This window comes from Novosphingobium aquimarinum, from assembly GCF_009746585.1.
Lineage (GTDB): Bacteria > Pseudomonadota > Alphaproteobacteria > Sphingomonadales > Sphingomonadaceae > Novosphingobium > Novosphingobium aquimarinum.
In genome coordinates, this window is record NZ_WRPO01000004.1 from 82,751 (window position 1) to 99,419 (window position 16,669).

The 16,669-nt window shown below is 63.2% G+C and carries 21 protein-coding genes; 11 read left to right on the plus strand and 10 right to left on the minus strand.

The features are described 5' to 3' along the window. The first annotated feature begins 1 nt into the window (after position 1). A complete protein-coding gene (locus GQO94_RS05920) occupies positions 2–592 on the plus strand; it encodes a replication protein A (RefSeq protein ID WP_156840255.1) in 591 nt (196 codons plus the stop codon). Positions 593–792: 200 nt separating this feature from the next. Here the strand turns inward: GQO94_RS05920 and GQO94_RS05925 are convergent, their stop codons facing one another. Both GQO94_RS05925 and GQO94_RS05930 read right to left on the minus strand, forming a co-directional pair. After that, positions 793–1,608: a DNA adenine methylase gene (locus tag GQO94_RS05925; protein WP_156840256.1), complete on the minus strand. Its 816-nt coding sequence runs from the start codon at positions 1,606–1,608 to the stop codon at positions 793–795. Between the two features lie 140 nt (positions 1,609–1,748). Continuing rightward, positions 1,749–2,972, minus strand: coding sequence for a tyrosine-type recombinase/integrase (locus GQO94_RS05930; RefSeq protein WP_156840257.1), 1,224 nt, complete (start codon positions 2,970–2,972; stop codon positions 1,749–1,751). A 30-nt stretch (positions 2,973–3,002) separates the two neighbouring features. On the opposite strand from GQO94_RS05930, the gene GQO94_RS05935 reads away from it, so the two are divergent. The 3 genes from GQO94_RS05935 to GQO94_RS05945 all read left to right on the plus strand — a co-directional run bounded on the left by GQO94_RS05935 (position 3,003) and on the right by GQO94_RS05945 (position 4,247). Then, a complete protein-coding gene (locus GQO94_RS05935; RefSeq protein WP_156840258.1) occupies positions 3,003–3,284 on the plus strand; it encodes a hypothetical protein in 282 nt (93 codons plus the stop codon). Beyond that, positions 3,284–3,535 (plus strand): hypothetical protein, encoded by a 252-nt coding sequence (locus tag GQO94_RS05940; RefSeq protein WP_156840259.1) that lies wholly within the window; start codon positions 3,284–3,286, stop codon positions 3,533–3,535. The genes GQO94_RS05935 and GQO94_RS05940 overlap by 1 nt, the downstream gene beginning before the upstream one ends. A 163-nt stretch (positions 3,536–3,698) precedes the next feature. Then, a complete protein-coding gene (locus GQO94_RS05945; RefSeq protein ID WP_156840260.1) occupies positions 3,699–4,247 on the plus strand; it encodes a hypothetical protein in 549 nt (182 codons plus the stop codon). Between the two features lie 103 nt (positions 4,248–4,350). On the opposite strand, the gene GQO94_RS05950 is transcribed toward GQO94_RS05945, so the two are convergent. The 3 genes from GQO94_RS05950 to GQO94_RS05960 form a co-directional block, all read right to left on the minus strand. Continuing rightward, on the minus strand, positions 4,351–4,587 hold the full coding sequence (locus tag GQO94_RS05950; RefSeq protein ID WP_156840261.1) for a hypothetical protein: 237 nt from the start codon (positions 4,585–4,587) through the stop codon (positions 4,351–4,353). A gap of 40 nt (positions 4,588–4,627) precedes the next feature. Further along, positions 4,628–5,098 (minus strand): hypothetical protein, encoded by a 471-nt coding sequence (locus GQO94_RS05955; protein ID WP_156840262.1) that lies wholly within the window; start codon positions 5,096–5,098, stop codon positions 4,628–4,630. 139 nt (positions 5,099–5,237) lie between these two features. Next, positions 5,238–5,564, minus strand: coding sequence for a hypothetical protein (locus GQO94_RS05960; protein WP_156840263.1), 327 nt, complete (start codon positions 5,562–5,564; stop codon positions 5,238–5,240). 289 nt (positions 5,565–5,853) lie between these two features. On the opposite strand from GQO94_RS05960, the gene GQO94_RS05965 reads away from it, so the two are divergent. Continuing rightward, a complete protein-coding gene (locus GQO94_RS05965; RefSeq protein ID WP_198045835.1) occupies positions 5,854–6,927 on the plus strand; it encodes a hypothetical protein in 1,074 nt (357 codons plus the stop codon). Positions 6,928–6,985: 58 nt separating this feature from the next. On the opposite strand, the gene GQO94_RS05970 is transcribed toward GQO94_RS05965, so the two are convergent. Both GQO94_RS05970 and GQO94_RS05975 read right to left on the minus strand, forming a co-directional pair. Then, positions 6,986–7,372: a hypothetical protein gene (locus GQO94_RS05970; RefSeq protein ID WP_156840265.1), complete on the minus strand. Its 387-nt coding sequence runs from the start codon at positions 7,370–7,372 to the stop codon at positions 6,986–6,988. Beyond that, entirely contained in the window at positions 7,369–7,983 is a 615-nt protein-coding gene (locus tag GQO94_RS05975; RefSeq protein WP_156840266.1) for a TIGR02594 family protein, read from the minus strand. The genes GQO94_RS05970 and GQO94_RS05975 overlap by 4 nt, the downstream gene beginning before the upstream one ends. A gap of 169 nt (positions 7,984–8,152) precedes the next feature. Between GQO94_RS05975 and GQO94_RS05980 the strand changes: the two genes are divergently transcribed. The 5 genes from GQO94_RS05980 (at position 8,153) to GQO94_RS06000 (ending at position 11,590) form a co-directional block, all read left to right on the plus strand. Further along, on the plus strand, positions 8,153–8,443 hold the full coding sequence (locus GQO94_RS05980) for a LexA family protein (protein ID WP_156840267.1): 291 nt from the start codon (positions 8,153–8,155) through the stop codon (positions 8,441–8,443). Beyond that, a complete protein-coding gene (locus tag GQO94_RS05985) occupies positions 8,440–8,592 on the plus strand; it encodes a hypothetical protein (protein ID WP_156840268.1) in 153 nt (50 codons plus the stop codon). Before GQO94_RS05980 ends, GQO94_RS05985 begins: the two co-directional genes overlap by 4 nt. Before the next feature lie 181 nt (positions 8,593–8,773). Beyond that, positions 8,774–10,675 carry a ParB/RepB/Spo0J family partition protein gene (locus GQO94_RS05990; RefSeq protein WP_156840269.1) on the plus strand — a complete coding sequence of 634 codons (1,902 nt, stop codon included), beginning with the start codon at positions 8,774–8,776 and terminating at the stop codon, positions 10,673–10,675. Then, a complete protein-coding gene (locus GQO94_RS05995) occupies positions 10,672–11,379 on the plus strand; it encodes a hypothetical protein (RefSeq protein ID WP_156840270.1) in 708 nt (235 codons plus the stop codon). Before GQO94_RS05990 ends, GQO94_RS05995 begins: the two co-directional genes overlap by 4 nt. Then, positions 11,372–11,590 carry a helix-turn-helix transcriptional regulator gene (locus GQO94_RS06000; RefSeq protein ID WP_156840271.1) on the plus strand — a complete coding sequence of 73 codons (219 nt, stop codon included), beginning with the start codon at positions 11,372–11,374 and terminating at the stop codon, positions 11,588–11,590. Before GQO94_RS05995 ends, GQO94_RS06000 begins: the two co-directional genes overlap by 8 nt. 215 nt (positions 11,591–11,805) lie before the next feature. Here the strand turns inward: GQO94_RS06000 and adhP are convergent, their stop codons facing one another. The 3 genes from adhP to GQO94_RS06015 all read right to left on the minus strand — a co-directional run bounded on the left by adhP (position 11,806) and on the right by GQO94_RS06015 (position 15,523). Further along, positions 11,806–12,840, minus strand: coding sequence for an alcohol dehydrogenase AdhP (gene adhP, locus GQO94_RS06005; RefSeq protein WP_156840272.1), 1,035 nt, complete (start codon positions 12,838–12,840; stop codon positions 11,806–11,808). A 73-nt stretch (positions 12,841–12,913) separates the two neighbouring features. Continuing rightward, positions 12,914–14,434: an aldehyde dehydrogenase gene (gene adh, locus GQO94_RS06010; RefSeq protein ID WP_156840273.1), complete on the minus strand. Its 1,521-nt coding sequence runs from the start codon at positions 14,432–14,434 to the stop codon at positions 12,914–12,916. A 141-nt stretch (positions 14,435–14,575) separates the two neighbouring features. After that, on the minus strand, positions 14,576–15,523 hold the full coding sequence (locus GQO94_RS06015) for a GAF domain-containing protein (RefSeq protein ID WP_156840274.1): 948 nt from the start codon (positions 15,521–15,523) through the stop codon (positions 14,576–14,578). A 155-nt stretch (positions 15,524–15,678) separates the two neighbouring features. Here GQO94_RS06015 and GQO94_RS06020 point away from each other — a divergent pair, with 155 nt between their 5' ends. Then, positions 15,679–16,656, plus strand: a complete 978-nt coding sequence (locus GQO94_RS06020) for a formylglycine-generating enzyme family protein (protein WP_232332798.1) — start codon at positions 15,679–15,681, stop codon at positions 16,654–16,656. Positions 16,657–16,669 lie beyond the last annotated feature (13 nt).

Genomic DNA, 16,669 nt, shown 5'->3' on the forward strand with positions numbered 1-16,669 from the left:
GATGAAGGCCGCTCGCTCATTCGAGTACAAGACACGGCTTGAGCGCAGAGAAAAGAATCCTGGAGCGCGCAATGGCGCACTAGGCGAAGTCGGACTCGAGGTCCTGGCTTGGCTCTACGAGAAGGTCGATTATGCGAGCGGGCGCCTCGATCCAGCCATAGGCACAATCGCGGCCGGGATCGGTCGATCCTATTCGGCTGTACACGAAGCACTTTGTCGCCTGCGGATCGAGGGCTTCCTGAGTTGGATCCGCAGATCGCGCCCGATCGAGGATCCGGAACCTGGCGGCCAACAGGTCGAGCAGGTGTCGAACGCCTACGCACTCCTCGTACCCAAAGTGATGAACCAGTGGCTGGTCTCGCTTCTTCGCAAGCCACCTGTGCCCGCATGCGAGGAGGACAGGCGCAAGGCCGAGAAGCAGGCGTACGAAGCCATGCTCGCGGGTTTCAGTGCCCAGGAGCGCCACGAGGCCACTTGGAACGGCGATCGCCTGCTCGGCGAAACGCTCAAGCGCCTCGCGATCCTGGTCGATCAGCGCGATAGCCTGATGGGCGAATCCGGCAGCACGGGAGAAACCGGGGGATCATACTGATCCAATAGGGAATCTGACGCATGTGCGTCAGATGCGTCGGGGCTGACGCCCCCAGCGCCATCCGAAATGCCACCATGACCCCTCACCCTAACGCCGGCCGCACCGGCGCACGGGGGCGGCTACGCCGCCCCGGCTTGGCGAAGGGCCAAGCGCAAGGTCCGTGCCATCCTGCTGCCGTAACGATGATTCGGGGCTGCTGCTTAGGGCAGCGCGAAATTGCTGATCAGCAGCTCACTGACCTGCTTTGCGCCGCCCGCTGATGCAGTTGAGATTGTCCACGTCGTTTCGACTTGTTGAATTTCGAATGCCGAAAAGGTGGAGCGGATCTCGGCCGTGTCATTGATCGAGACAATGAACTTGCCGCGCGCGCCGCCGAGGATCGCGGCCAGTCGCTCAAAGTCCGCGCGATTAAAGGTGCCCGCGCCGTAGTCGTCCTCGCAACCGAAGTACGGAGGATCGAGATAGAACAGCATTCCCGGCCGGTCGTAGCGACCAATGAGTTCCGCGTATGGCAGCTGCTCGATCACAACGCCGGCGAGACGCTCGTGAAGATCGGCAAGCATGGGCTCGAGCCGCGAGACATTGAATCGCGCGCCCTGCGTCTTGTCCACGCCGAAACTGCGGCCCTTGATCTTGCCGCCGAACGCGAGCCTCTGCAGATAGAGAAAGCGCGCCGCGCGCTGGAGGTCCGTGAGCCTTGAGGGATCCATCCCCCGCAGCCGCTCGAATTCGTTGCGGCTAGCCAGGCGCCATCGCAGCATATCGAGGAAGTAGGGATAGTGCTCCTGGAGCACCCGGAAGAACGTCGCGACGTCTCCGGAGATGTCGTTGATCACTTCGACGCGTGGTCGTGTCGATCGGCGCAGGAAGATGCCGCCCATCCCGACGAACGGTTCGGCGTAGGCTTCGTGCTCCGTCGCATCGATGATTGAACAGATTCGGCGCGCGAGATTGCGCTTTCCACCCTGGTAGCCGGCAGCGGGCGAAACGGGGCGAACGTGTTGGATTGACTCCATTTTTCGAAAAGGCTCCATTGACCCCGCCCGTATGCGCGGGTGCGGGGCGGCCAGTCGGCCAGCTGTGTCGTGGCGAGCCTTGATCTCGTCGGTGCCCGGGGTACCATCCCGGAAACCCCCGCTCCTCGCGGGGAAATCTGTCAGGTCATGAGCATCGCGCCCCAGCGCTCGAAGAGCACGCGACGTCGGTTGAGCTGCGCTGCGCGATTGTAGGCCGCCTCAACCTTGCTGCCCGGACTATGCGCAAGCGCGCGATCGATGTCGTCGCGCGCATCGGGCCCAAGCGTCTCGTTCAGAATCGTCGAGAAGCTCGATCGCCATCCGTGCGGTACGTGGCGGCCGGCGAAGCCGGCGCGAGCATAGAGCGCGCCGATCGCACCTTCGCCGATCGGCGCGATCCCGCTCCTGCCGGCGAAAACGAAAGAATGGGTATCATGCCCGTCTTCATGGGGTTCGCGCCTGACCAACTTGGGGTCGACCCCAAGTTCACCAGCTGCACGCAAGACCGACAATGCCTCGCGACTGAGTGGCACCAGGTGATCGAACCGTGCGTCATTCTTCTTCGCGCGCTTGAGCTTCATCCGTGCCGCCGGCACGCGCCAAAGCGGCTCTGCACCGTCCAGATCCTCGAGCTCTTCCCAGCGCATACCGCGCACCGCTTCGAGGCGCACAGCGGTCAGCGCCAGGAATCGGGACGCCAGTCGAGTGGCTGCCCGCGCATCCGCGCGGTCGCATGCCGCGAGTAGCGCTCGGCAATCCTCGATCCGTGTCAGCGCCGGCATTGGTCGCGTCGGCGCGGCGGCCTGCATCGCCCGCCTGAGATGATGCGCTGGATCACGCTCGAGCAGGCCCTTCGCGATTCCGAAACCGAAGATGGCCGAAAGACGTTGGCGCATTCGCCGTGCCGTCTCGATCCGCCCGCGGGCCTCGAGCGTGCCAAGCACATCGAGCAGCTCTGGCGGCTCGATCGTGGTCGCCTGTCTATCACCGATCGCCGGGAACACGTCACGCTCAAGCGCGGCGATTACGTCCTCAGCGTGCGCGCGCGACCAGCCCGCCTCAGCGTGCCGGTACCAGGCCCGCGCGAGCTGCTCGAATGTCTCGAGCAACTCGCGCGGCGTCGCGGGATCGAGGCCGGCCCGCAGTTGCGCCTTGGCCTCCTCGCGGCGTTTACGGGCGTCGGGTAACGAGATCTCCGGAAAGCGGCCAAGCACGAGCAACCGCTCTTTGCCTCCGCGCCGATACTTTAGCCGCCAGGACTTCGTGCCTGTCGGCGCCACGAAAAGAAAAAGCCCGCCGAAATCGGCGAGCTTGAAGGCGCGGTCGCGCGGCACGGCGGCTTTCGCCGCGGCCTGAGTGAGCATATATTGTCCTCGCTAGATCGGAGGTTGTCAGTGGCCAGAGGCGTCGAATTTCCTGAAGCGAACACGATCTTGGCGCCGCCAACGCCTGAGGATGCAGCCGCCGGCACGGTTTATGCGCTGCATGTTCACCGGTACCGGGATCTCGACGGCAGCCCCAACGTGATCAGCAAATGGCAGCTGACCCCGGAAGAGCTGGAGGAGGTTCAGCGCACTGGTGCCGTATGGTTCGGCTGCTGGGGCAATACGCACCCGCCGATGTGGATTTCCGGTCAGAGCCCCTTCATTCGCCCCCCGGCCGAGACAGACAGCTGATGCATAAGCTGTCGGAGAACCAGCGAGCCATGTTGGGCTGCTCGGCAGTCGAAGCGCCGCCCGGATCCAGCTGGAGTGTCAGGCTTCAGGGTGCCGGCAACTGGCGAACCGCCAGAAGCTTGGTCGAGAAGAAGCTAGGCAGGATCGAGTATGGCAGGTTGGCCGGCGGCGGCGAGGTCGGACTGTTCTACGCGAACGGCGCTGGCATCGCCGCTGTGGCCATTGAAAGGGATGCGGATCGCGGCGGATAACCCCTCCGCCGCGGTCACAATGGAGATCGGCGAATTTCCGAGGTCTCCGCTGCAAATTTCTATACCGATACCCCCGTCCGTACCCCCAATTTCCCTCTAGAATCAACGCCTACTGTAGGGTTGCAAGTGACCAATCATTTCTAGCGTAAAGGAAGCGACGCCTGTGAACAAGGAAGGGCTGCAGATCAGGGCGACGATTGACAACGCAGGGCACCTTGCAATTCTCACGGTTGCTGGCGGCGGCATCGTGAGTTTACTTGGCGCCTACAAGAACCTGATTGAAACTGCTCCAACTTTGCAATTTGTGCTACCGTGGACTCTGCTCCTCGCCCTAGCCTCGCTGACATTATCGCTGATCAACTACTTCTTGAGGCGCAAAACATCGCTCGAGTTCGATAAAATGGCCAAGCTGAAAGGCTTGATCCCTGATGCGAATGGCGAGGATCTCGAGAAGCGGCTTGAGGCCCACCAAGCTCAAGAGAAAAGGGCTTGGCGATGGTCTCGTCGATCTTGGGGCCTGTGGTGGGCTGCTATTGCCTGCATATCAGTCGGCTTCTCCCTACCCGCGATCGCCCTGCTACTCGCCGGGCCGCTGAGCGTTGGCGCAGACTCCAAAAAGGCTCCTGCGACCATCTCTATCGGCCACGTGCACCTGTTTCCGGGCGAGTACGATTGCGAGAAAGTGGATGGATTGGGCGAGCGAGGCGACTAGCATCGTCGTCAAATGCGTCCGTCTTTAAAGTTTCGATGCTGAAGTGGCTGTCTGCTGGCAGATTGTTTTAAGAACTGATCCCGCCTCGGCAAGATGTTGTAAGTTAGTCCTTGCCGAGCCGCTGCCACCACACCCGCTCAGCTTGCTCGACCACCGGCGCAGGCTGCACAACCGTTGCTATCGACCGCGCCTTCGTCGGCCAGTGCTCCTCCTTCAAAACGCCCGGCTGTTCATAAGGCGCTGCCCATGCGCGCGCCTCTGCCATCGTCTCGAACGCGATCGGGTTGCCCGACCAATGGCGCGAGGGCTCCCCGTTTCTGAATAGTCCGATGCGGGGCATGGGCTCCAAGATATGCCCATGCCCCGCATCGGGAAGTGCGTCAGCCCTTGAGCATGGCAGCGATGATCCGCAACCCGGGCCGACCGGGCCATTTCTCCCACGACGATACGCGCGAGTATCGCAAACCGAGGGGAACCGCCTTGGCCTCGAGCCGCCGATAGGCTTCGGGCAGTTGAGCCATATAGGCTTCGGGCGCACGGGACAGCCCGCGAAAACTGTAGCCTTCGGCGATCAGATCCGAGATTACCGCCAGTTCCAGCGCATCGATGTTCCAGATCTTCGAAAGGATCCAGTCGCTGCCATAGTAGCCGCGCCGCGCATGTTGCATCAGCGCCAGCGCTTGGGCCGAATAAGGGGCGACGCGATCGCCGGTCACCTCCGGCGCAGGATATTCGTCACGCGAGAGCTCAGGCAACGATCCCGGCGGGCACGGATGCGCGCCAGCAACAGCGGGCACAAAAAAGGCCGCAAATGCGGCCAGGGCGAACAGCGCATTTCGCAAGGATCTCATCAGTCAGTCTCCTCGATTGAGGCAGAGGCGATCGTGCACCGCATTGTGCGCGACCGCCTCTGCAAAGGTTTGATCGGTGTCGAAGCGATTGCCCGGGTCATTCGCGCCAGGCTTCGGCGCCGGCTCAGCGCTGATCCGCTTATCGTTCAGGCAGAAATCGCTCACAGTTTTCGGGCGTTCTCGCGGTCCGCAGGCACTGGTCATAGACAGGGCGGCTACGGCCATCAGCGCGGCCAAGCCCTTCCTCGATCTCGGTTCGCGCATTGTTGCCTTCCTCCGTTCGGTTGAGTGTTTCGTGCAGGTCGCCCTCGCGCTGTTCGGTCGCGCCCTGGTCCTTCGAGACAGCGATCACGTCCTCGATCGCGCTGTCGATCACGAGCACGGCAGCAGCGATCAGCGCCGCCACGATCGCGATCCATCCCCAGCGCACCAATCCGAGCGCGCCCTTTGCTGTCAGCCAGCCCATGCAAGTTCTCCGATGCTGATTGCGTCGCCCCACGGCTTCGCGTAAATTTGCAGTCAGGCGGCACCTGCCGTGGCTAGTTCCCCGACCGGCCAAGTGGTGCGGAGGTGAGGCTTGTTCTCGCGCCCGAGCATAAGCCTCTGAAAGCGGGAGCCGGTGTAGTCATTCCGCAGCGTCACTCGACACGGTCTTCATTTCAGGTTGGGCCGACCCGCGCCCCGCGCAGTTGACGGGAGCGCCTTCACGACCATGATTGTCAGCCAAGAGTAATCCTCGCCCCCGTTGGGGATGGGTGACTGAGCGCGACCCATGCCAAGTTGGTCGGGATGCCAGTAGATTTTCGCGTCATGGACTCTGGGCAGAATATCAGGAACAAGATCAGCTGCGGCAAATTTACAGCGGTGTTCTTTTTACAATGTCCGACGGCAACTGGGGCTACAGACTTGCGGCTTTAGCAGCGCTCGTCGCACTAACTTTCGTTTCGCTGGGGACCGGGGCGTATTTCGGCTCGCTATACGCTCCCGCCCACAAGCAGTATGGGGCTGTAATCCCAGACGAGTCCGCCACTCCAATTTATCAGGGCGTGACTAAGAGCCTTCCCAATATCGCGCTCGTTCCCGACCCAGTGGAACGAGCGATAGCAAATCCACCTCCCGACAGCGGCGAGGATCATGAACAGCGCGATCTCGCGGCCCAAGAGAGCATGGCCGCGTGGGCTTTCTACATGACCGTTTTTGCCGGCTTGACTGCTTTGGTAACGTTTTTGGGAACCATCCTCATTTGGAAGCAGGTCAGCCTGACACGCGAAGCGGTTAAAGAAACTGGCGATGCCACCAAAGCAATGATCGAAGCGAACCGCATCACTCAGCGAACCGCCCGGGCTTTTGTCATTCTCGAAAAGATTTGGGTCCAATTCGAAACGAAAGATATCGAAGGCCCCACGTTCTCGGTAGCATTCCATAATGCGGGCCAGACGCCCGCCGAGGAATATCGGCACATTCATCGATGTTTTGTCGACGTGCCCGGCATTAGGCCCGAACCGATTGCTCTGGAAGAACTGTGTGTGCTCCCCCCAAACGTTCTCGGGCCTCGCTTTTCCAGCAATATCAGGCGAAGGAGATTCGACGCACCCCCTAATGCGTATGCCGATTTCAAAGCCGGTAAATTGTCAGTCTATGTGGTGAGCGGCATTCTCTATAAAACGTATGACAACGCGATTTATAAAAGGGATGTGATCTATCGCAGCAAAGACGACATCTGGGATAACACTGATAAAGACGACTACGGGGTTTACCACGCGTTCACCGCGATCAGCCAGACCGAGAATTGTATTCGCCCCCCAGATGATAACTGCCATCGAGGCTGAATGACAATGCCTCTGCATTGGTGCATTTGCACATAATGCCGCAGTTCAACACTCAGCACTACTCGCCATTGGCGTCAACGAGATGATCGCCGCGCGCCATGCGCAACTCGATGTCGCGCACCTTTACGTCGAAGTGACGCGCGCCCCATGCGATCAGCACAACGGCCACCACGCCCATGATCGTCAGCCAAGAGTGATCCTCGATCAGGTCGGCGACGAGTTCGAAGAAGCGCTCTTCGGTCGATCGAGAGGCAGATCGCGCAAGAGCCAGCAGAAACAAATCCTGCAGATTCCAGACGACGAGCGCGCCAAGGATCGCGCAGGTGCAAAGGCTCTCAATCTGCCGCGGCGTCATGTCGACCAGGAACCGGAACACCGCCGCCGCCACGCGGAACGGCTTCGTGAGAAGGCGCCACAGCCCTTCAAGTGCGTCGAGCCGGGTCACGCCTCGTTTCTCGATATCGTGCCGCGCGCGAGCATGGGCAGCTTCAATTCGGCAGGCATCGCCTCAACCGAAGGCCAACGGATCGCGTCGACGTCGGACTTGCGAATGTCCATGATCGTAACCGCATTCGACTGGTTGCCGCCGAGCGCCTTGTAGTACGCGCGGTCCTCGGTCTGGCCGACGATGAAGAACACGTGATTGCCGCCGACACGCGACTTCACGCCGATCGCCCCGAGCTGTGCTGGACAGTCAGTCCCCCAGCTCTTGAAGCTGGCCGCGCGCGGGAACGCCTTCGGATAGTCGAGGCCCGCTTGATCGAGGCACCAGGCAACGAAGAAGCCGCACCAGGGCGTCTCGTCGTCGTTGAACCAGGTCGCGCCCAGCGACGCCCAGCCCTTCGCGATCCACGAATTGTGCTTTGGCCCGGGGATCTCGCGCTCGCCCAACTTCGATCTCGCCGCCGCGATCCAGGCGGGTTCGCCAGCCGGCGGCGGGCGCCGTGCATCCCACATTGCCGCGAGCTGGTCGATCAGCGGGACTTCGGGCTGCTTGAGCACGCCTTGTGGCGCCACCGCGCGGAGCGCGGCGGCGATCGTGTCTGCCGTCGTCATGGTGAATTCCTTCAGTCGGTGATGCCGCTAGGGCGTGCGCTTCCGTTCGCGCGGCGGGCTGAACCCTTGCGGCCCGGCCCAAGTCTCCACGGCCTGCTCCCAGGCCTCGCGTTCGGCCATCCAGTCACCTCGTGCGGCCAGTAGCCGCCTTGGCCGAGGGCGTCGTGCCATGATCGCACCCTATCCCCTCACGTTCCGCCAGCAGCAGCTGCTTCGCTTCATCGCGGGGTACGTCGAGGCGAACTCGGGGATCGCCCCTACCCGCATCGAGATGGCGCGGGGCCTCGGCTGCCGGGGCAAGGGCACCGTCAATCGACTGGTCGATGCGCTTGAGGAGCGCGGCGCCATCCGGCGCCTGCGCCGCCGCGGGCGCGCGATCGAGGTGCTGGTCGACGTCGCCATCCCGCGCACCGATCGCGGCGCGCCTCTTCACTTTATTCCGATGGGAGACCCTTCATGACCTGTCGCTTGTCGCGTCTCATCAAGCAGACCTTTCCCAACCCCGCCGTCACCTCCGGCCGCAAGCCTCGGATCATGCCGATGAGCCGCGAGGACAAGCGCTTCTGGGAAGACCGCCGGCGTCGGATCGAACGGGACCAGCGGCCATGACGCGCGTCGCCGATCGCGAACGCCTCTGCACCTGCCCGGAGTGCGCCGAGCTCGACCTCGCCTGCCCGGGTGAAGGCCGCCAGCTCGCTTTCCCTCTGCTTCCATCCAGGTGGGGAAACAAAGCCGAGCCCGCCCGCCTGCACTGCCGAACTCCTGCTTCCAACCGAAGGGAACCGATCCAATGACTGCGATGTCCCTGTCATGCGCTCAGCTTTGCGTGTCGCCCTACAACGTCCGTAGCAACCAGGAAGACGCGGAGGCGACCGCGGCGCTCGAAGCGTCGATCGAGCGCCGCGGTTTGCTCCTTCCGCTGGTTGTTCATGACATGGCCCCGTATCGCGTCCAGGAACTGGAAGGTGAGCCGATCGCGGGCTGGGGTGTGCTCGCCGGCGGACGCCGTCTTCGCGCGATCCGCAACCTGATCAAGGCGAAGCGATTGCCGGCCGACTTCGCGATCGACTGCGTCCTGCGCGATCTCGACCCGGCCGAGATCACCGAACTCTCGCTCGCCGAGAATCTGCTGCGGCGCGAACTGCGCCCCTACGAAGTGCACGCCGCGATCGCGCGCGCCGCTGAGGATGGCGCCAGTGTCGAGGAAATTGCCACCAATATCGGCCAGCGCGAGCGCTGGGTACTGCAGCAGCTGCGCCTGGGCACGCTCGCGCCGGAAATTCTGGCCAGCTACCGCCAGGGAGACTTGCCGCTCGACCAGGCCTGCGCCTTTGCCGCTACCGAGGACCATGCCCTGCAGCGCCTCGCCTGGGATCACTTCGCGACGCTCGGCAAGTACGATCGCACGCCGCACAGGATCCGCGCCTTCTTCAAGGTCGGCGATCGCGAGCTCGAGCAGCTGCTGCGCTTCGTCGGCGACGATGTCTATCGCGCCGCCGGTGGCCGCTTCGAGCTCGACCTGTTCGCAGACGAAGCCGAGACGCGCGGTCGCGTCATCGATGAGGGCAAGCTCCGTGAGCTGGCCGAGAACAAGCTCGCGCATGAGCGGCAGCGGCTGCGGATCGCCACCGGTCGATCGGATCTGCGCTTCGCCGCCGAGCCACCCCAGCGTCACGGGTATGCGGATGCGGCGCTCGAGCTCTTCCCGAAGTCACGCGGCGAGAACGTCACACTTCCTGATGGGGAGATTTGCGTCACTCTCGATGTGAGCGGCGATGGCGAGGTTCACGCGCGGTGGTGGTGGGCCAGCAGGAAGGCTCAGAAGGATGCCGATCGCGCGAGCAAGCGGGAAGGCAAACCAGCCGCCGCCCTTCCCCCAAGCCATCCGGCATCTGTCCATGACGACAGCGGCTTCGACACGACATCGAATTATGTCGCTGCGCAGGCCGCCCGAGCCGCGGTGAAGGACGAGCATGGCCTGACTGCCGATGGGCTGCAGGTCGCGCGGTCGCTCCGCCGGGAACTGCTGCGCGCCATCCTTGTCGCCAACGCTCTGGCCGATGGCACTCTCGGCCGAGACTACGCCACGTGGTCGCAGCTGCGTCAGGAGCTCGGCCGCGATCGCGACACGAGGGTCGGAGCGCGCGGGCTCACCAGTGGCTGGCACGGCAGCGAAGACGCGCCTCCAGCCGATATCGTCAATCCCCATTTGGCCGAGTGCAAGGCTGCCGATCTCTGGAACGCCACGGTCGAAAGCCTGCGCGAACAGCCCTTCCTGACGATCGCGGAGCCCGAGGACGCCTTCGTCGCCTACTACCTTGCTCCCGAGAAGTTGAAGCGTCTTGCCGGCGCCGTGCTCGCAGGGCTGGCGCTCTTGCGTTCCGCGAATGTCGCGGGCTGGCGCGTCCCGGTTCATGATCGCCTGGCAGAACTCGCCGGCGCCGACGACGCGACCCTGCGCGAGCTGTGGCAACCGAGCGCAGCGTTCATCGGCCTGCTGCCGAAGATGCGCCGGCTGGAACTCGCCCAACCGCACGTCGAACCCGAGCACTTCAAGAGCTGGCATAAGCTGGCCGACAAGGTGCTCACCGGCTCGGTTGTTGGCGTCCTGGCCGAGACTGACTGGATCCATCCGCTGCTGTCCTTCGGTGTCGCACCCGAACAGCATGGGGCGAGGGAGGCGGCCGAATGATCGGCGCCTCCCTCAAAATCCCGACCGACGCCAGCGGAGCCGATCTTGTCGGGCTCATCCGCCTGTGCGCCAAGCAGCGCGGGGTCAGCGAAGCCTCCTTGTTCTCGCAGCTCAGCCGTCATCCGGACACATGGCGCGATCAGCTGGCCATCGCCAAACGACCAAAGCCGGCGACAATCGCGCGTGTTGAAGCTTTGCTGGCAGGTCGCGAAATCCCGTCGCCACCGCCGAAAAAATTTCAGACGAAGTGCGCTTTCGGCGGAGGCAAAGCCGCCATCGAGGAAGTCTGCCGGCGTCGCGAGCTTGGTCAGGGACCGACGCAGATCGCCGAGGAAACCGGCATCGCACCAGCCGTCGTCCGACAAGCCTTCACACGTTCCGCCGACAGCGCGCAGTACGCCGCGCGCAGGAACATGCGGTCCGGTTCGAAGGCGCTCCTCGAGGCGGTCCATGCCGAGTGCGCAAAGCGGGCGGAGCGGCTCAAGGAGGCACGCACCACCGGCGGCATGCTCAATCCTCTCGATTGCGATCGCGAGACGCCGATCGCGCGCTTCGATCCAAGCATGCTGCTGGACGTTCGCCCCTTTGCCACCGGCAGGGAACCCTGCCCCCGTTGCGGCATCCGCGGCGACATTGGCTGCCGCCACCAGCGGGCAGCCGAACAATCTCCAATCCTGCATTTGGAACAAAACGAGAATGACTGATCGAGCCTTTGATGGGGTGCCGCCGGCGCCAGGCCGCTTTCTCAAGATCGGCGAAGTCGTCCGCGAAGTCGGTCTCAGCCGCCCCCAGATCTACCGGCTGATTCGCTCCGGCGATTTCCCTCGCCAGATCCGCCTGAGCCCCCAGCGCGTCGCTTGGACCGAGCGTGACGTCGAGCATTGGAAGCTACGCCAGCTCAATCATCAAAACTGATCGCTTGGGGGCTCCGTTGGGGGCCTCACGAAAATCACATCGCAAAGAATAGCGTAAATGCAACGACTTAAAACGAGGATTTGAATCGTGCCGCCCCAGCCAATCTATGTCTCATTCGAGACCACGCCTGAACCCCGCGCTTGCAAGAAACCCAGGGTTGGTCCGGTTCGGGCTCCGTCCTATCCGCGTCTTGCCTCGACGGAGCCCTTTTTTAATCACTGCGTCAGGTCGAGTACGACGCGCCCTTCGATCTGGCCTTGCCGCATTCGGTCGAACACCGAATTGATGTCGTCCAGACCGGCGGTGGAGATCGTTGCCTTGACCTTGCCGTCGCCTGCGAAATCGAGCGATTCCTGAAGGTCCAGTCGCGTGCCGACGATCGATCCGCGCACGGTGATGCCGTTCAGCACCATGCCGAAGATGTTGAGCGGGAAATCGCCCGGCGGCAGGCCATTGAGCGCCACGGTTCCGCCGCGCCCGACCATGCCGACCGCCTGTTCGAAGGCCTTCTCGCTCACCGCTGTCACCAGCGCGCCGCGCGCGCCGCCGCCGGTCAGCCGCTTCACCACGTCCGCGGGGTCGTTCTCGGTCCGGGCGTTGACTGTCTCCACCGCGCCGAGCTTGCGCGCGAGATCGAGCTTGGCGTCGTCCACATCCACCGCGACCACTTTCAGACCCATCGCAGTGGCATATTGCACCGCCATGTGGCCCAGCCCCCCGATGCCGGAGATGACCACCGCATCACCGGGCTTGGTATGGGTCATCTTCAGGCCCTTGTAGACCGTGACGCCCGCGCACAGGATCGGTGCAATCTCATTGAAGCCGATATTGTCGGGCAAGTGCCCCACATAGTTGGGGTCGGCGAGCACATAGTCGGCGAACCCACCGTTGACCGAATATCCGGTGTTGAGCTGGCTTTCGCACAAGGTCTCCCAGCCGCCCAGGCAATGGGGGCAATGGCCGCAGGCGGTGTAAAGCCAGGGGACGCCGACCCGGTCGCCTTCCTTCACATGGGTCACGCCCTCGCCCACGGCGGAAACAAAGCCGACGCCTTCATGCCCCGGGATGAAGGGCGGCTCGGGCTTGACCGGCCAATCGCCTTCGGCGGCATGCAGATCGGTATGGCACACGCCAGAGGCCTGAATGGCCACCTGGATCATGCCGGGCTGAACTTCGGGTACCGGTACGTCCTCGATTTGCAGCGGTTCGCCGAAGGCGCGCACGACAGCGGCTTTCATGGTCTTGCTCATGACGAATATCCTGAATTTTCAAGTACTGAAGGCGATGCGGCGCACACTCGCCGCATCGCACCGAGGCATCGCCTCAGAAGAAGCCGAGCTTCTTGGGGCTGTAGCTGACCAGCATGTTCTTCGTCTGCTGATAGTGCTCGAGCATCATGCGGTGATTTTCGCGCCCGATGCCGGATTGCTTGTAACCGCCGAAGGCCGCGTGGGCGGGATAGGCGTGGTAGCAATTGGTCCACACGCGCCCCGCCTGGATGGCACGGCCGAAGCGGTAACAGGTGTTGGCATCGCGGCTCCAGATGCCCGCACCCAGGCCATAGAGCGTGTCGTTGGCGATCTGCAGCGCCTCGTCATGATCCTTGAATTTGGTCACCGCGAGGACCGGGCCGAAGATTTCCTCCTGGAAAATGCGCATCCGATTGTTGCCCAGGAACACCGTCGGCTTGACGTAATAGCCGCCCGCGATCTCGCCCTCGAACCGCGCGGCCTCGCCGCCGGTCAGCAGTTCGGCGCCTTCCTGCTTGCCGATATCGATATAGGAGAGGATCTTCTCCTGCTGCTCGGACGATGCCTGCGCGCCGATCATCGTTTCCATGTCGAGCGGATTGCCGGCCTTGATCGCTTCGACGCGCTGGATCGCCCGTTCCATGAAGCGGTCGTAGATGCTTTCGTGGACCAGCGCGCGGCTGGGGCAAGTGCATACCTCGCCCTGATTGAGCGCGAACATCACGAAGCCCTCGATCGCCTTGTCGAGATAATCGTCATCGTCGCGGCACACGTCCTCGAAGAAGATGTTCGGGCTCTTGCCGCCCAGCTCCAGCGTGACCGGAATCAGGTTCTCGCTGGCATACTGCATGATGAGACGGCCGGTCGTCGTCTCGCCGGTGAAGGCGATCTTGGCGATGCGGTTGCTGCTCGCGAGCGGCTTACCCGCTTCCACGCCGAAGCCGTTGACCACGTTGAGCACACCGGCCGGCAGCAGATCGCCGATGATTTCCATCAGCACCATGATCGAGGCCGGAGTCTGCTCGGCGGGCTTGAGCACCACGCAGTTGCCCGCCGCCAGTGCCGGCGCGAGCTTCCACACCGCCATCAGGATGGGAAAGTTCCACGGAATGATCTGGCCGACGACGCCGAGCGGTTCGTGGAAATGATAAGCGACCGTATCGTGGTCGATCTCCGAAATACCGCCTTCCTGGGCGCGGATGCAGCCGGCGAAATAGCGCAAATGGTCGATCGCCAGCGGAATGTCGGCAGCCATCGTCTCGCGCAGCGGTTTGCCGTTGTCCCAGGTCTCCGCGATGGCGAGCCTTTCGAGGTTCTCCTCCATCCGGTCGGCCATGCGATGGAGGATCAGTGCACGCTCGCCCGCGCTGGTGCGGCCCCAGGCGTCTTTCGCGGCATGCGCCGCGTCGAGCGCGGCTTCGATGTCCGCCGCCTGACTGCGCGCGATCTTGCCGACCGGTTTGCCGGTGACCGAGGAGATATTGTCGAAGTAGCGGCCGTCCTTGGGCGCGGTCCACTTGCCGCCGATGAAGTTGTCGTACTTTTGTGCGAAGGGGGCGGTCATGGAAGCCGCCGGATTGGTCTGCATATCCATCAGTTTCATCCTCGTCGTAATCGCCGGATACCCCCGGTCTCGAGACGGATGGTGTCGTGTAAAACCGATGCTGGGAAGGGGCGGCGGCGCGAGCGAAGGCGAAACTGTCTCGCTATCGAGACACGTTGGTACGAGGTGGTGTCAGCCGCGTCCGAGGCCGAGTTTATCCATCCGCCGATAGAGCGTGGCCCGCCCGATTCCGAGCGCCTTTGCAGCTTGCGTGGCATTGCCATCGGCCTGCGCCAGAGCCCGTCGCAACACCGCTCGTTCCGAATCGCTAAACGATAGGGCTCCCTCGCCGCCGAGGATGTCCTGCGCGCTGCGACATCCCGTCAGGCACGCGTCGGTCAGCTTGAAGCGATGACGCGCGGCGAGCGTGGCGCCAATGACCAGATCGTCGCGATCGACCGCTAGCAGGGCCGCATCCCCACCGGGAAGGTTTGCATCGATAATACGGTGACCTTCGAAATACCGCCGGAAGATTCCGCTTTCGATCCGGCGCGCAGCATCCTGCACGATCTTCTGTATGAGCGTGCCCATCGCCGCGGTATGGTCATCGCGGCAACTGGAAATGTCGAGAGCGCCCACCAGGTGTCCCGCCGCGTCCCTGATCGGAGCATCCATGCAGCTGATGCCGATGTTGCGACTGGCGAAATGCTCGTCGCGATGAATCATCACCGGTCGGCCTTCCACCAGACACGTCCCGATCCCGTTGGTACCTTCGCGGCTCTCGCTCCAGACGCCGCCCGGCGTGAGCCCGACCTGGTCGAACATTCCGCGATCGCCCGCACTGCTGCGCGCTTCGAGAATGACGCCTTCGTTGTCCGACAGCATGACCGCGCACCCGGTGGCGGCAACGGTCTGGAACAACTGGTCGAGCAGAGGGCGGCCCACTTCAAGCATCAGTTCGTGACGCTGCCTTCGCTGCGTAAGGTCGCAGCCGGAGACCAGGTCGGGCGCTCGCACGGCTCCCGCATCGAGTCCGTGCTTGAGGCCAGATCGACACCAACTGGCCGCGACGAAAGACTTCGCCGCGCTCGTGGACGAGTGCAGAACGGCCTCTATGGAGTCTTCGTGACGACCTGCCATGCTTTGCTCATAGCCCAATCTGTCTCGATTTACGACCGCTGACACAGGATGGTCCGGTGCATCCAGCGATGATGAGCGTTTCACGCCCATCCGAAAAGACGAGCGATGCCCGCATCCATTCGCATTTCTCTCTCGCCTGATGCATGAACCGGCTTATGGTCAAGCACGTGCGCGATACGGATAACCCCACTAGCCATGATGGAATGGTCCGCATCCCGGGCGGCAGCTTCGCAATGGGATCGGATCGCTTCTATCCCGAAGAGGGCCCGGTGCGGCAAGTGCGGATCGATGGGTTTCTGATCGACGAGACGCCCGTCACCAACCGCCAGTTCGCGGCCTTCGTGGCAGCAACCGGCTATGTCACCGTGGCCGAGCAGGCGCCCGATCCGGCAGACTATCCCGGAATGTTGCCGGACATGGCCCGCGCAGGCTCGCTGGTCTTTCACAAGACCCCCACCCCGGTCGACACCCGCGATCCATCGCAGTGGTGGAGTTTCGTATTCGGCGCCTGCTGGCGCCACCCGCTGGGGCCGGATAGTGACCTCGACGCGCTCGATCTCTGGGAGCATCCGGTCGTCCAGGTCAGCCATGCCGACGCGCAGGCCTATGCCGACTGGGCCGGCAAGGCGCTTCCGACGGAAGCCGAGTGGGAATACGCCGCGCGCGGCGGAGCCGACGGGCTCGACTATGCCTGGGGCGAAGAACTCGCGCCCCAGGGCGCCATGCTCGCCAACTACTGGCAGGGCCTGTTTCCCTTCGCCAATCAGTGCCTCGACGGCTGGGAACGCACTTCACCGGTCCGCGCCTTCCCGGCCAATGGTCATGGCCTCTACGACATGATCGGCAACACCTGGGAATGGACCGCCGATTGGTGGACCGACCGACATCGCCCCGCGCGCAAGGCCAAGCCGACCGCTTGCTGCACGATAGACAACCCTCGCGGCGGCAATGTGCGCGGTTCGCTCGATCCCGCGCAACCCGACATCCCCATCGGACGCAAGGTCCTCAAGGGCGGCTCTCACTTGTGCGCGGAAAACTATTGCCAACGCTACCGTCCGGCCGCCCGCCACCCCGAAATGATCGACAGCGCCACCTCGCACATCGGCTTTCGCTGCGTGGTGCGCGAAACGTAACCTGGCTTCGTCG

What these genes read in the sequence shown, in the direction of transcription:
- GQO94_RS05920 (WP_156840255.1), top strand. Translation starts at nt 2, where the DNA reads ATGAAGGCCGCTCGCTCATTCGAGTACAAGACACGGCTTGAGCGCAGA.
- GQO94_RS05925 (WP_156840256.1), bottom strand. Translation starts at nt 1,608, where the DNA reads ATGGAGTCAATCCAACACGTTCGCCCCGTTTCGCCCGCTGCCGGCTAC.
- GQO94_RS05930 (WP_156840257.1), bottom strand. Translation starts at nt 2,972, where the DNA reads ATGCTCACTCAGGCCGCGGCGAAAGCCGCCGTGCCGCGCGACCGCGCC.
- GQO94_RS05940 (WP_156840259.1), top strand. Translation starts at nt 3,284, where the DNA reads ATGCATAAGCTGTCGGAGAACCAGCGAGCCATGTTGGGCTGCTCGGCA.
- GQO94_RS05950 (WP_156840261.1), bottom strand. Translation starts at nt 4,587, where the DNA reads ATGCCCCGCATCGGACTATTCAGAAACGGGGAGCCCTCGCGCCATTGG.
- GQO94_RS05955 (WP_156840262.1), bottom strand. Translation starts at nt 5,098, where the DNA reads ATGAGATCCTTGCGAAATGCGCTGTTCGCCCTGGCCGCATTTGCGGCC.
- GQO94_RS05960 (WP_156840263.1), bottom strand. Translation starts at nt 5,564, where the DNA reads ATGGGCTGGCTGACAGCAAAGGGCGCGCTCGGATTGGTGCGCTGGGGA.
- GQO94_RS05975 (WP_156840266.1), bottom strand. Translation starts at nt 7,983, where the DNA reads ATGACGACGGCAGACACGATCGCCGCCGCGCTCCGCGCGGTGGCGCCA.
- GQO94_RS05980 (WP_156840267.1), top strand. Translation starts at nt 8,153, where the DNA reads ATGATCGCACCCTATCCCCTCACGTTCCGCCAGCAGCAGCTGCTTCGC.
- GQO94_RS05985 (WP_156840268.1), top strand. Translation starts at nt 8,440, where the DNA reads ATGACCTGTCGCTTGTCGCGTCTCATCAAGCAGACCTTTCCCAACCCC.
- GQO94_RS05990 (WP_156840269.1), top strand. Translation starts at nt 8,774, where the DNA reads ATGACTGCGATGTCCCTGTCATGCGCTCAGCTTTGCGTGTCGCCCTAC.
- GQO94_RS05995 (WP_156840270.1), top strand. Translation starts at nt 10,672, where the DNA reads ATGATCGGCGCCTCCCTCAAAATCCCGACCGACGCCAGCGGAGCCGAT.
- GQO94_RS06000 (WP_156840271.1), top strand. Translation starts at nt 11,372, where the DNA reads ATGACTGATCGAGCCTTTGATGGGGTGCCGCCGGCGCCAGGCCGCTTT.
- adhP (WP_156840272.1), bottom strand. Translation starts at nt 12,840, where the DNA reads ATGAGCAAGACCATGAAAGCCGCTGTCGTGCGCGCCTTCGGCGAACCG.
- adh (WP_156840273.1), bottom strand. Translation starts at nt 14,434, where the DNA reads ATGGATATGCAGACCAATCCGGCGGCTTCCATGACCGCCCCCTTCGCA.
- GQO94_RS06015 (WP_156840274.1), bottom strand. Translation starts at nt 15,523, where the DNA reads ATGGCAGGTCGTCACGAAGACTCCATAGAGGCCGTTCTGCACTCGTCC.
- GQO94_RS06020 (WP_232332798.1), top strand. Translation starts at nt 15,679, where the DNA reads ATGGTCAAGCACGTGCGCGATACGGATAACCCCACTAGCCATGATGGA.